A 13,520-nucleotide genomic window follows, 5' to 3' on the forward strand; every position below is an offset into this window, starting at 1 on the left:
ATTGGTTGATATTACTTGTTGTCGTTGAAGAATGTCAGTACAGCATTCATGAGTGCCTCTCTTTCAGAATCAGTACGTATGGCTTCAAAGGGAAATCCCAAGACACAAGTCTTGTAATTGCCTTGATAAGCCACACCGGCACTTAGGTTGTTTTCAGAATACCGCATCACAGTGTGCGCATCTTTGGTTGCCGGTTCAATGGCGTCCGGTGATTCCACCACATACGAATCGGCATTCAGCTCATTGTGATAGGTATAGTTTCCTGAAAGGGCGGGGAACGGAGAAGCTACGCTTTTCACCTTACCCATTGTAGCCGCTTGTCCCACACGCCACTTATATTTCAGTACTTCCATCGCAAATTTCTTGTCGGCTTCGTCGGCGGTTGCAAGGCGGTTGTCCCATAAATCCGTTCCTACAAAAGCGCCCGAAACAAAGATATTTCCACCTTGCTTACAATAAGCCGCAATAGCCTCCTGCATCGGTTTGCTGAAAGTCTTGAACTCCAACGGTTTTACGCCTCCCCGTCCCATCTTGGTCTGGCATTGCTTCCCAAGTATCAAGTCCACATACCTATACTCCCTCATATCCACCGGAATATTCTTCTCTCCCTTTCCTACGGGGGAGAGACTTTCATTACTAACCGATACAAACGAATATCCCGCTTTCAGGATAGCGGCACCATGTATGGCAGGATAATCGAACGTATTTCCTGCGATGACTTGGGTCTCGTAATTTCCATAACTGTCGCCGAAACCGGAGGCGTCGTCGTCCATCCAGGGAATGGAACGGCGGTATTCCTTCATCTTGCCAATGTAGCTGATGTCATGGATATAGGGGACCCCGTGGTCCTGCTCATCCAGAAATCCGGCAAGGAGGGTGTCGGCGGGGGCGGGGGCCGTAAAGTCGGCAGGGGCACTGATACGGTCGAATCCGTTTATCACCAATACGGTACCTTTGGAATTGAACGCCCGTCCGGTGGAAAGAATTTCGGAAGGGAAACTTTCACCGCCCTTGTTGACAGCGGTAACCTTGTAGCTGCATACCATGCCGGCGGGGAGCGTGGTTCGGTAACTGTTGCCGTCCACCAATACTCCGTTGTCGAAATCCCCGTCGCCGATACGGGTATAAACAATGTATTTCTCTGCTACGGCAGTTGGTTCCAACGCATCCGCTACGGGTTGCCAGGTCAGTTCCACTTCGTTCTCGCTGGTCATGTGCAAGGCCATGTGGTCTACCGGTAACGGTTGCACTACATAATCCATGTGGTATTGTGAGCAGAGGAACTGCAACATACCTTTATAGATGGCGCGGCTTACGGTGAAACGGAAACGTGGGTCCAGTCCGTAGCGCATGTCTGCAAAGTTTTGATGGGAAAGCAGTTCGAGCAGCATGGTAGGTACGCGGGGTACACGGGCCTCATAGTAAGATTGGTTCCATTTGCCACGGCGTGTCCATTGAGGTTCGTAGAGGGTACGCACGTCGCGCACGATGTTGGACTGAATCAAGTCTGTCAGGTCGTGGCTCAGATAGCGTGATGCTCCGTTGGCGAACTTCTCATTGTAGGCGTTGGTATGGTAGATGCCGAGTGTCCCGATGATGGAATCGTTCTGTGTAGTTCCTGCATCGGAGTGGAAGGCGAAGGCCATGTTGACGGGGATGTTCAGCCCTCTCTCCGTCGGATTCACGGCAGAGCCTCCGGAAAGGTAGTTCACCCAGATACCACGGCATTTATAGTCATCCGTATAGTCGTTCTTTCCGTTGCTTTCTGAATATACGCTGTCCGGTATGCCTGCCCATTGCAGCCAGTAGCGGGCGGCTTCGCAGAAGCGGGGATAGTTAGATAGTTGATAATTGATAGTGGACAATGGAGAATAGGTTACACGGTCTTGGATGTTGCCTGTATGGGTGTTTTGCAGGTTGCGGGTGTCGGAGCTTTTCAGGTTTTCCGTAGCGCCCTCGTTGGAGATGCGGCGGGCGATGTTCCCCATACCGCCGCCAATCTTCACGGCGTCGGCGGTGATGATTCTTCCTACTTTGGAGGAAAGGTTGCTCAGAACGACTTTGCATTCATTGTTCCGACCGGCATTGAAGCCGAAGGTGCCGAGGTAAATCCAGGTGCCGCCTCCCATTTGCTGGTTTACCTTGAACTGCGTGGTGCCGCCTTTGTGATAGACGGTGTAAAGGGCATCGTCCGCGCTGTTTGGCAAGGTTTGGTAAGAGACGTATACGGCGTATTGTCCGGTCGAAGGGATTTCGGGAATCCATTCGGCGGTGCTTGCGTTTCCTTTCTTGATGGTTTCTATGGCGCGGTAGGTGCCTTCCTTGAAAGGATTCTCAAAGTCTATGTATTGGGGGCGCAGGTGGGCGAAGCCTTGTCCTTCTCCCTGACTCCAGAGCTTGTCACCGGAATTTTCTGTATAGACGGAACGGCCGGTCAGGCAACCGTCATTGTCTACGATGACTTCTGCCGTCTGGCAATCGCGTTCGCGGGGAAGCAGCACATTGGCACCGGCATTTTCCAACATCGGTACGAGGAAGGGCAATACGTAGCTCTGGGTGTAGAGGTCTTCCACTGTCTGGAAGATACGCGCACGCTGCCATTCCCAGCGGTCGAGTTTTGATTCGTAGTACCAGCCGTGGCTTTGCCATAGGGCGATATGCCGGTTATGCAAGCCGTTGGTGGGGGTGTAGGGGGAGGAAACTTCGGTAACCAGAGGCTTGGAAGCGACGGGGCTGAATGTCTTCGTCTTTTTGTCTTTTTTACTGCGCAGGGCTTGGGGAACCAGTTCTTCGATACTGCGCTTGTTGGTACGGATTTGCAGCTTGTATTTGGCAAACTCCGCCGGCAGCAGGGCGCTTACGCCTTGGTAGATTTCGGCCACATTGTCCTCACGGAAAGGAATATAGGCACAGTTCATGTTGGCAAACAGTTGCAGTGTATTTCCTTCCACAGCCACTGAGTCGATGCTGATACGTCCTACGGAAACTTCTTTTCGTGCGGTGGTATCCAAGAATTTCCCGATTGCCTGGCGGACATCCGTCGGAAGTCCTTGCGCGCCTCCCGCGTGGGGGAAGAGGGAGGCGGCAAGCAGACTAAGTAAAAACTGACGTCTTACATTCATAGATGATGTATTAAGTTAATTGTTCTTTTTATCTTTCTTAATCAATAGACAGAGACCGATGAAAGTGAACAGTGCATTGAAAATCAGCAATTCGTAGCTGAATTGATAACCTCCGAACCAGGCTTCGGAATTCTTCTGCAGAATGAAGCAGAGAACCGGGGAGGCGATGGCAACTAACGGGATGTACTTGTCACGCACTTGTTGTTTCATGAAAATGCCGAAAGCAAACAGACCCAGGATAGGACCGTAGGTATAGCTTGCCAGAATATATACAGCGTCGATGACACTGGTGTTGTTGAGAAGATTGAATACGAAAATGGTGATTCCCATGACAACCGCCATGCCGATGTGCACTTTCTTGCGCATCTTCACAACCGTCTCTTCCGACTTGCCTTTCGTTCCCAGAATGTCTACGGTGAAGGAAGTGGTCAGCGCGGTGAGTGCCGAGCCTGCGGCTGAATAGGCAGAAGAAATCAGGCCGATGATGAACAGTATGCCCACAATGGCAGGGAAATAGTTGCCGGTGGCAATCAGCGGGAATAGTTCGTCACTCTTCTCCACCGCAATCTGCTGGTTGGCGGCAAAGATGTAGAGCAGTACGCCCAGCATCAGGAAGAGCAGGATGACGAAGAACTGCGAAATGACACTGGTAATCATGTTCTTCTGTGAGTCCTTGAAGTTCTTGCAGCTCAGGTTGCGCTGCATCATGTCCTGGTCCAGCCCGGTCATGGCAATCATGGTGAAGGCACCGGCGAGAAACTGCTTGAAGAAGTACTGCTTGCTGTTCACATCGTCGAAGAAGAAGATGCGGGACATGTCACTGTCGGCAATGGTGCTTACCATACCGGTAAATGACAGATTGAGGTCGGAAGCGATATACCAGATGCAGAGTACGACCGACACCACCAAGCAGAATGTCTTCAGAGAGTCTGTCCAGATAAGAGACTTTACGCCACCCTGGAAAGTGTACAACCAGACCAGTGCCACCGTGATGGCCACGTTCAGCAGGAAAGGCAGTCCGAAAGGTTCGAATACCAGCAGTTGCAACGTTAGGCATACGAGGAACAGACGGACAGCGGCACCGAGCATTTTGGAGATGAAGAAGAACCAGGCACCCGTGCGGTAGGAAGACATGCCGAAACGGTTCTCCAGATATTCGTAGATGGATACCAGGTTCATTTTGTAGAACAGCGGTACCAGTAGATAGGCTATGATGAGCTGTCCGGCAATGAAGCCCAACACCATTTGCAGATAGCCGAAGTTACTGGCGGCAACCATGCCGGGTACGGATACATAGGTCACACCCGAAATGGCGGAACCAACCATCGCGAAGGCCACGACATACCAGGATGACTTACGGTTACCGACAAAGAATCCTGCGTTGTCAGCCTTTCTTCCTGCAATATAAGATACCGTGAACAATATCACGAAGTAGGCAGCGATGGTAATGATTACGGAAAGTGGAGTCATGAGGTTATTTACGATTTTATGATTTACGATTTACGATTGAAATTACTTCTTTTGATGATATGTACGACTTTGATTATCCTATGTACGCTCTGACGTTCTCTTCCAATTCACGTTCATTTTTTAATCGTAAATCGTAAATCGCCAAATCGTACATCCCTTTATTCTTCGTAGAGCAGGTAGGGCTTGCGCTGTACCTTGAATTTCTCTACGTCGTCTTTCCATCTTGCCTTGATTTCTTCGGCGCTCTTCCCTTCCTTTATCATTTTGCGCACGTAGTCGGTGCCTATCAACAGTTCGAAGAAGGAACGGAAGAAGTGGTCGTCCATGTTCAGATTCCGGTAAGCGTCTATCACGTAACTCAGGTCAATACCGCGTTTCCAGATTTCTTCATCACTCATATTGCTCAGGTTTACGCCATGACAAAGTTTGCCCAGCTGGGGCGGATTCTTGGCTCCGGGGATGCTGCGTGGGGTGAAGCTGTAGCTGTAGCCCGTCATGTTGGGATGCCCGTAGACCTGGAAGGGGAGGTCGGTTCCTCTTCCCAGGCTGACCGGAGTGGCCTCGAAGTAGCAGGTCGAGGGGTACAGATAGATGGACTTCATGTTCGGCAGATTGGGGGACGGGGGAATCGGCAGCTTGTATAGGGTCTGGTGCGTATAGTTCTTGCAGGGAATGACGGTCAGGTCGCAAGTGCGTGACGCCGGCAACCAGCGTTCGCCGTTTACCATCAGGCCCAGTTCGCCCAGCGTCATGCCGTGCACCACGGGAATCGGCAGCCAACCTACACCGGATTTATATTTCATATCCAGTATCGGGCCGTCCACGTAGTGTCCGTTCGGATTGGGGCGGTCCAGTATCAGCACCTTGCGGTTGTATTCTGCACAAGCGTCCATCAGCCGGCACATGGAGGCATAATAAGTATAGAATCTCAGGCCGACATCCTGGATGTCTACCACAAGAATATCGAATTTGCGCATGGAGGCTTCGCTTGGTTTTCCAGACTTCCCGTCGTACAGCGAAAGGATGGGTACCCCGGTCTTCTTGTCTACCGAGCTGGACACATGTTCGCCTGCGTCGGCATCTCCTCTGAAACCGTGTTCAGGGGAGAAAATGGCTACTACATTGAACTTGTTTTCCAGCAGAATGTCCAGCAGATGCTTGTCTCCTATCATTCCTGTATGATTGGAGAATATGGCAATTCGTTTATCTTTTAGGATTGGAAAATACTCGGAAGTCTGTTCATCACCTAAAATAACTCGTTCTTCTTGTGCCCGGCACAGTAAAGAACTACATAGCACAAAGGCTAAAAGCAGCAGTTTCTTCATAATAGTATTATTAAGGAGGACGTTGTTTGCAACAAAGATACGTTTTATTTTAATATCAAAAACACTTATTTGGGTATTTTTAGTATTATCAATCATAATTTGCAAATAGTCAACTGTTCACCTTATTAAATAATGGTTGAACTGCATCAGTTGCCTACGGAAATACTTTTTATAAAAAGAGTGAGGGCCAAGTTTGCCCTCACTTTGGTACAATCGGTGGGAGTGCCGGTTCATTCTTCTATTCTTACCAGATGATAAAGTGTTCCCCGGTTCGATTTCTTGTTGAGGATGTCCAGCTTGCGGAGCGTGCGCCCGAAAGCTGCTATCCGGTTGATGGCCAACTTATCCCTCGTTTTCTGTTGCAGATCGTTGAAAATCTGCATGGCTGTGAGCCATTCGCCTTCTTCGCTCTCCTCCGCGCCACGGAAATGGCAAAGGAAAAGTTCTTCCAATGGGTCTACCCGCTCGAATTCCCGGTTGTACTCCTTTACGATTGCTTCGTCAGTGTCGTCCAGCCAGTAGCGTTCACCCTTCATGATGTCGTGCATGGCTTGGGCATAGAGCTGGCGATAATTGATAGTGACGTTTGTCTGGATAGGGCCGGTCACTTCGATGCAAATGAAACGGCGGCTTCCCGACGGGTCGGTCAGCAGGTCTTTCAGATTGCTGGTCCCGATGAAGGAGGCATAGCGGCGCATTTCCTGAATAGTGCTACCGTAGGGCTTTCGCAGGTTGGCAACCGGTTTTTGCAGGAGGTGCTTCAAGAAGCCTTGCTGATTGGCGTTTATCTGGTCGAATTCGTCGATGTTAATCAGAAAAAAGCGGCCAAGGCTGCGCTCCGCTTCCTGCTTGCTCTTGAAGTCGATACTGTCGGTGTAGCCGAAACGCAGTTCCGGTGGCAATAGGATGCGGCAGAAAGTACTTTTGCGGTAACCTTGCGGACCTACGAGCAGGGGCGAGGTGTTGTTGCCGTGCTGTTTGTCGATTCCCCGCCAATGTGCCACCATGCCAAGAAACCACCGGTAGAACAGTTCCCTCCAGTGGGGATTGTGGCAGGGCACGAGGTCGGCCAATGCGCGGATGCGGTCTTTGCCGTCCCAGCGTCCGGTGTTATAGAGATATTCTTCGATGGGGTTGTATAGCGGCACGTAGTCCGAAGACAGGAAGCGGGTGATGTCGCGGTCCCACACACGTACTCCCTCTTTCAGTGCCTTCATGGCGATGCTGCTGCGTACGCGCTGGTCGGCAGGTTGGAAGTAGAAGTGGATGGAGTCGCGCTGCCGGTATTCCAAGTCGCCAAGCACGGTGTTGTAGCGGAATTCGTAGCGGCGTTTCATGAACTCCTCCAGCCGGAAAGCAGTTTCCTGGTCTTTGTTCAGGCTGCTGCGGGTGCCGAAGCCTTTCAATTCCCCGTAAAGGTTATGCAGCGTCAGGCGTACAAGGGGTTCGTCTGCCTCCCGGTAGTAGTGCATCAGTGTCTGGCGCACCGCTTCTTCTTCAGGAATGCCGGCTTTGAAGCAATGTTCGGCAAGGCGGGACAGCAGCGGGCGCAGGTCGTCGCCCCGTCGCCAGTTGTCCAAATCGCGGAAGGCGCGGTCGAGGGCGGCCTCGAAGAGCAGGTTGCATGTGTCCGCCACTTCGTAGCCGGGAGTCATTCTCAGCAACGGATTGCTTTCCTGCTGTTTCCGTTGGCGGTAGTTGTCTTCCGAGGGCAGGGCGCAGGGCTGTTCCAGGCAGAAGGCCACGGCGGTGGGGCTATAATAGGGCTGTTCGTCCACGGTCATCCGGCAGCTTTGTAGGAGTGAAGGAGCCTGGAGGGTGATGGGGAAAGGGAGAAGGGGTTGGTAGCACTTCACTGCCAGGCGGTAGGCGTGGGCGTGGAATAAGGCGATATCGTCTTCATTCTTTGGAAGCCCTCCGTCGGGCAGGGTGAAGCGTACCCATATTTTGGCGCTTCGTCCGCTGGAGCCACAGAAGGCGGCAAAGGTTTGCGGCAGCAGGGCGGCTTGTTGTTTCACCAGTTCGGCTTCGGCCACCCCGGCCAGATTGTTTACTTCCAGTAGTATCAGCCCGTTGTAGGTCTTTATCCGGTGTTCTCCTGCTTTGGTGCGGGTCATTTCTACGGCGGGATAGAGACGCGGCAGTCTGTCGATATGCTCATATCGGGCGTTGGTCCCTTTCAAATGCGGGATGATGCTACGCAGCTCCGTAATGTATCCGGTCTTGTTCTCGGTTTTCAGCTTTTCCATCAACATGTCCGTTTTTTGTGTGCTGACGGCCTCTTTTCCGCTTTCGCGTTCCTCTCTGATCAGTGTGATTTTCATTCTTTATCGTGTATGTAATATTCTTGTAAAGATACGCCGGGAAAGGGGGGGGATACAAGCTTTTCAAGGATTATTTTCCGATTGGCTTCTTTTTTGGGGTGGAATGTCTATATGTTTCTTTTATAAAAGGTGTTCGTTTCTTTGCTTATCCCCATAGTTTTGTCTACTTTTACACCAGAGTTTATGAACAGTCCACTAAAGTGGTCTTTCTTGTTCATATTAGTGAACGGAGCAGCTCACTACAGTGAACGGTTCTGCTCACGGGCTGGGCTGTGATATAACCTTTGTACTTCAACAGACTGCGTACGTACTTCGCACGTGTTCCGTGCAGTGCTTTATCGTATAATGTAACCCTTTAACGCAGTTTGAACTATGGCTATTTTGTTTGATTGGTACGAGAATCCGGACTCGTACGACAAATCTCCGGAAGATAAAATCCTTCATCCCCGTCTCCGCCTAAATGGGAGCAGGTCTACCGATGAATTGCGGCGGGACATCCAGGCACGTTGCTCATTGACAGAAACCGATGTGACGGCTGTGCTCGATGCTGTGTCGCACGTCATGGGCAGGGAACTTGCCGAAGGAAGGCAGGTGCATCTCGACGGCATCGGCTACTTTCGCGTGTCGCTCACCACGACCGAACGGGTAGTGGCTGCTACCAAGCGTAAGTTGACGAAGGTGAAGATGGCGGGTGTGAAATTTCGTGCTGACCAGAAACTGAAAAATGAAATTGGTACCATCAAGGCAAAGGCTTTGAAGGCAAACGAGCATTCGGCTAAACTGACGGATAAAGAGATAGACCGTCGGCTGACCAACTATTTCGCCACTCGCCCTTTTATGACACGGAATGACTTTCAAAGCGTTTGCGGCATGATGCGTACTACTGCCATGCGGCATATCCGTCGGCTGCGCACCGAAGGAAAGTTGAAGAATGAGGGAACAATGCTGCAACCGATTTATGTACCCGTTTCAGGATATTACGGTAAGAATGAGTGACTTATAACTTTGAACGAAGAAATCTTGTGGTGAGGGCAAATTTTGCCCTCACTTTTTAAATTTGCTCTCACCCACCTCTTGAATGCCGATGAATAGGGCGATGCGTGCGAAAGGTGAGGGTGGTGAGGGTGGATGTGTGAAATTTAGTTTAGTTTGATGGGCGGCTGAATATGGGTATTCCCATACGGTGTATATGTTCCAAAAGGTCGGCATTCTTTAATTTGCCATAGATGGAAAGGTCTACGCTGTAAGGCAAAAGCAGGTCGTCTATTTCATCGGAAAGGCTGCTTAAAGTATTATACGTAAGTCTGTCTCCCATCAGCGTGATGTCTATGTCGGAAAAAGGCTTGAAATTTCCTTTGGCTCGTGAGCCGTACAAAACAGCCTGCTCTATTTCTTCATGTTTCCGGAAGAGATTGCATAGCTTTTCCAGTTCATTGTCGGTCAATCCGTACATAGCTCAATCGAATAAGGATGGTGTATTCAAGGATTGCATTTTCTCTTCAGAGACTACATCGTTGTCATGATTGTGCGATGTCAGATTTCGGGCTTCTATAGTCTCCGTCCATTGCTTGTCATCAATCAATCCCATTTCAAGGGCTTTGCGTATGGCATCACGGGAGCTGCGGATGTCGGTATACCCCTGATATTCTGCATAGTCCTTCATCACTTTCCAGGCCAGTTCGTGGGTATATTCAAAACGCTGTATCCATCGTATGTCTTGCTGTACCATGATAGCTGTCTGTTTTTAAGTAAGCAAATATAAGCTTCTTTTGTGTAACGAGCAAATGGATGGGGGCTTTTTCGTGAAAGCTGTCTGGGGCTATTTTGGAGAAAGGCTGTTTTTAGGTGTGGAATAAGTTCCTGAATTTGTTGAGCCGATGTCGAAATAGTTATATATGTATGTTCTGGTTCCACATGCATTTATGAAATCAACCGTTACGCAAACTCGTTCAATTTCATGACTGTTCCGACTGCTGAAAGTAGTGAAATAATATCCTTGCATGTCTACCTCCCAATCGCAGTCAACACTCCAATGAAAATCATGCGCACCTTCAGGAATAGGATTCAATCCGCATTCACCTCCGCTTTGTGACAGATAGCCATATATAATGTCATGGTCATTTTCTTGTATTCCTGATACATTGAAAGTAATTGGTTTGGAAAACTGAACAGTGTATTCCTTTGTGTGTACTATTGCGGTTAAGGTCGTATAAATGGAACTGCCTCCGGGTGTCCCTAAATTATTCAGGGTGATAGCAGGTGATGCCTGATTTAATTGCGAATATAAATCGTTGCCAACAATCCAATCCACTGTTGCTTTTGTGGGAAAATTCTTGATACTGAATGTCCCGTTGTCACAGATTACGTCAGGGCCAATCAGTTGCATTGATGTCTTAGATACACTCAAAGGTAGCTCATTGGTAAAATTATCGGTTTGATTTTTATATTTGTAGCTCACTTTGACACTTGCGTTACCGGGTTGTGTCGGTACGATTGTTACCGTAGAGCTGTTCTGACCACTTACTATCTTAATATTCTTCCCGGTCCAATAAAATGTATGTGCCTTGCTGTCATTGATGGAATATATGTATTCTTTATATTGTTCAATATTTCTGTAGCCATCTATTTGAGGACCCATATTGGGAAAACTGATATTGCTTTTCCGAGCCATGAAATACTCTTTTGCTCCGATAGAATTTATGTAGAAATCATGGACTTCTACTCCGACATCGCTGTTCTTGAAGGCTTGCTTTGATTTCAAATTTATTTGGAATCTACTTTGTGTGACAGATGCACTTTGAGAGACTTCAGCGAATAGATTTTTATCGTAAGTCCACTTTATGCCCGTATCTTTGTTTATGGAATAATTGCACCAAAGTGTTATCGTATCTCCCAATTCAAATGTTGAAGGGGCATTGATTGGCATAGGTTTCATTTTGACATTGATGTTTCTTAGATCTGCGGTAAGTTCGATTGTACTTTTTTCAGGACGTACCATCAGGGTAGAATTACTACCTGCTTTAGTCCATAATACATTTATTGGAAAATGGTTTTTTCCTGCTGGAATTTGGGTTACCCATGTACTCTCGAATCGTTCTTGGTAGTTTGTTTTGAATCGTGCTTCTCCACCGACTGCTGAAATTCTTATACCTACAGATTGTTTTTGTATAGGAATACTTAAATCATAAGTGTAGTAACCATCACTAACATAGGGGTTCATTTCGCCCGTAATAGTACCGCTTATGTAGGAAGCACGTGTTGTGACATCAGAATAGAAATCCTTATCTTGTAACTCGTCTGTTTGTTCTTCTTTGTTGCAACTACTATTGATGAAGCAGATTAGTAGTACGAAAAATATGTTCTTCTTTTTCATGATATGTTTCTTGTTAGTATGTTATGAACGAAGGGAAAGTATATGATATTGATTTATGGTTCCTTTTAGAAGGTGCTATTCGTGTTTCTATACACCTTTTAAAGGGAATAACAAAAGCGTCCATACATTTGTATTTAGATACATGGAATGTATGAACGCTTTAATTAAATCCAAACGAGGTACAGCGCGATATGCTGTTTTTAGTTGATTACCAACCCGGATTCTGCTTCATGTTTTTATTCAGGGTCAACTGTGTAGTTGGAATCGGGTAGAAATAATGTTTGGCTTCATAAGTACGGATTTGTGCATCGGAGGCATCTATATATCCGTTCTTGGTCGCTTCTTCACAGTCAGGCACATTGCTTACGTTGGCGCCCAACATGGTGTTCGGGTACTTGGTTGAATCCAATTTGTCGAGCTGGTGCCAACGGATTAAATCCCAATATCGGTACCAGTTATCCATAATCAGTTCGCAACGGCGACAGCGGCGTATCTCCCAAATCAGATTGCTTACTCCCATATTATTGGCAGGATCGGCATCTGGAGTAGTTGTCATAGCCGGCAGGCCGGCACGAGCCTGAAGCTTGTTTATGGAGTTGTTGAGATCGTCTTGTGTGAGAGAACCCATTTCGGCTTTGGCTTCTGCAAAGTTCAGATAAATAACTGAAATCCAATAGAGCGGGCAGTCGGTGTATTGGTAGCCGATGTTGTTTCGGTCGCTAACACTCAATTCTTCGGGGTTATCATACTTGGCGATGCCATAACCGGTCGATGTGGTGAAGGCTGCTACACCGGCACGGCTGTAGGCGTGGCCTCTGAAAGAAAGTACCGGGTCAAGAATTTCGGACAGGCGCTTGTCGCGTACGGCCAAAACCTCTCTTATAGAGTAATTTTTGTCTGCATCCAATACGGCTGCATCGTCCTTGTTTTTCGAGGTTGTTGCCAACGGTTTTCCATCAAGGAAAAGGAAACTGTCGAATGCGTCCTTTGAAATGCCGTGCGTACCACTTGTATTGATTGTGTAGTCAATGGTGGAGTGCCTTAACGAACTTTGTGCATAAGGCTTGTAGAAAATCATTTCCGGATTGCTTGCCAGGCTGACAGAATTATAGTTGGCTTTGTAACTGTTACTTAGAGAGTAGTTTTTGGCCATAAGATATTCGCAGGCTGATACACATTCTTGCAAGTATTTGTTGGCGCGGCTCTCATCAGCGGCTTTGCCATTCTCAGCTTGAGTGCGATATTTGCAGTATGTACCTTCATATAAGGTGATGTCTGCTTTCATGGCATATGCCATGTCGGTGCTGAAACGTTGCCGATTGCTGTTTGCGGTAATGTGTTCGCACGCATAATTGATGTCTGCCAGCACATGGTCCATCACTTCATCCCGGTCGGTGCGTGGTCCGTAGAGGGCTTCGTTGTCGGCTGGGTCGATAACTTTGTCTATCCATTGAACATCGCCGTACATACGGACCAACTGATAGTATTCCCACGCACGGTTCATGCGTGCAAGACCTTCATAGTGGGCCTTTGTTGCTTCATCAAGAGAGGAAGACTGTACACCGGCAATGATATAGTTGGCGCGTCGGATTTCTGTGAAAGGGGCTGACCAGTTTGTGGAAGATGCGACCACGTTAGTGTAAGTCCAGTTATGGCTTTCTGCATCTACCTGGTCATCGCTTATTGTTTTGAAGTAGAACCATCCTCCACTGGCTCCGTTGCCAAAGCCGGTAAAGTTGTTATAAAAAGTATTGCACTGATTATCCAAATTATCGGTGTTGCTCCAGTATGCCGGAGTATTCGTGAAGGTATCCAAGGGGGATTTGTCCAGCAAATCGTTGCAACCGGTTAACATCGCCAGCGCTGTGACCCCATATATAAATAATTTCTTCATTGTTCTTAAGTT

At 48.3% G+C, this 13,520-nt stretch carries 9 protein-coding genes; 1 reads left to right on the forward strand and 8 read right to left on the reverse strand.

Annotated features, from left to right (window positions below; genetic code table 11):
• Positions 1-11 precede the first annotated feature (11 nt).
• From DW947_RS12735 to DW947_RS12755, 4 genes are all read right to left on the reverse strand, one after another.
• Complete coding sequence (locus DW947_RS12735) at positions 12-3,122, reverse strand: xanthan lyase (protein ID WP_117963515.1); 3,111 nt, start codon at positions 3,120-3,122, stop codon at positions 12-14.
• A 15-nt stretch (positions 3,123-3,137) separates the two neighbouring features.
• Entirely contained in the window at positions 3,138-4,592 is a 1,455-nt protein-coding gene (locus DW947_RS12740) for a sodium:solute symporter (protein ID WP_117688958.1), read from the reverse strand.
• Positions 4,593-4,750: 158 nt separating this feature from the next.
• Complete coding sequence (locus DW947_RS12745; RefSeq protein WP_034525429.1) at positions 4,751-5,917, reverse strand: exo-beta-N-acetylmuramidase NamZ domain-containing protein; 1,167 nt, start codon at positions 5,915-5,917, stop codon at positions 4,751-4,753.
• Positions 5,918-6,147: 230 nt separating this feature from the next.
• On the reverse strand, positions 6,148-8,241 hold the full coding sequence (locus DW947_RS12755; RefSeq protein WP_117963516.1) for a BT4734/BF3469 family protein: 2,094 nt from the start codon (positions 8,239-8,241) through the stop codon (positions 6,148-6,150).
• Positions 8,242-8,613: 372 nt separating this feature from the next.
• Between DW947_RS12755 and DW947_RS12760 the strand changes: the two genes are divergently transcribed.
• On the forward strand, positions 8,614-9,237 hold the full coding sequence (locus DW947_RS12760; protein WP_005834690.1) for an HU family DNA-binding protein: 624 nt from the start codon (positions 8,614-8,616) through the stop codon (positions 9,235-9,237).
• A 148-nt stretch (positions 9,238-9,385) separates the two neighbouring features.
• Here the strand turns inward: DW947_RS12760 and DW947_RS12765 are convergent, their stop codons facing one another.
• The 4 genes from DW947_RS12765 to DW947_RS12780 form a co-directional block, all read right to left on the reverse strand.
• Positions 9,386-9,694, reverse strand: a complete 309-nt coding sequence (locus DW947_RS12765) for a nucleotidyltransferase domain-containing protein (protein ID WP_005824948.1) — start codon at positions 9,692-9,694, stop codon at positions 9,386-9,388.
• A 3-nt stretch (positions 9,695-9,697) separates the two neighbouring features.
• Positions 9,698-9,970, reverse strand: coding sequence for an HI0074 family nucleotidyltransferase substrate-binding subunit (locus DW947_RS12770; RefSeq protein WP_005824947.1), 273 nt, complete (start codon positions 9,968-9,970; stop codon positions 9,698-9,700).
• Between the two features lie 90 nt (positions 9,971-10,060).
• On the reverse strand, positions 10,061-11,614 hold the full coding sequence (locus DW947_RS12775) for a hypothetical protein (RefSeq protein WP_005824945.1): 1,554 nt from the start codon (positions 11,612-11,614) through the stop codon (positions 10,061-10,063).
• A gap of 208 nt (positions 11,615-11,822) precedes the next feature.
• Complete coding sequence (locus tag DW947_RS12780; protein ID WP_005824940.1) at positions 11,823-13,508, reverse strand: RagB/SusD family nutrient uptake outer membrane protein; 1,686 nt, start codon at positions 13,506-13,508, stop codon at positions 11,823-11,825.
• Between the last annotated feature and the right edge of the window lie 12 nt (positions 13,509-13,520).

This window comes from Bacteroides sp. AM44-19 (assembly GCF_003603395.1).
In the GTDB taxonomy this organism is placed as follows: Bacteria; Bacteroidota; Bacteroidia; order Bacteroidales; family Bacteroidaceae; genus Bacteroides; species Bacteroides uniformis.

Coding starts and splice junctions, on each gene's coding strand:
- DW947_RS12765 (WP_005824948.1), bottom strand. CDS start 9,694: ATGTACGGATTGACCGACAATGAACTGGAAAAGCTATGCAATCTCTTC.
- DW947_RS12770 (WP_005824947.1), bottom strand. CDS start 9,970: ATGGTACAGCAAGACATACGATGGATACAGCGTTTTGAATATACCCAC.
- DW947_RS12745 (WP_034525429.1), bottom strand. CDS start 5,917: ATGAAGAAACTGCTGCTTTTAGCCTTTGTGCTATGTAGTTCTTTACTG.
- DW947_RS12775 (WP_005824945.1), bottom strand. CDS start 11,614: ATGAAAAAGAAGAACATATTTTTCGTACTACTAATCTGCTTCATCAAT.
- DW947_RS12755 (WP_117963516.1), bottom strand. CDS start 8,241: ATGAAAATCACACTGATCAGAGAGGAACGCGAAAGCGGAAAAGAGGCC.
- DW947_RS12735 (WP_117963515.1), bottom strand. CDS start 3,122: ATGAATGTAAGACGTCAGTTTTTACTTAGTCTGCTTGCCGCCTCCCTC.
- DW947_RS12760 (WP_005834690.1), top strand. CDS start 8,614: ATGGCTATTTTGTTTGATTGGTACGAGAATCCGGACTCGTACGACAAA.
- DW947_RS12780 (WP_005824940.1), bottom strand. CDS start 13,508: ATGAAGAAATTATTTATATATGGGGTCACAGCGCTGGCGATGTTAACC.
- DW947_RS12740 (WP_117688958.1), bottom strand. CDS start 4,592: ATGACTCCACTTTCCGTAATCATTACCATCGCTGCCTACTTCGTGATA.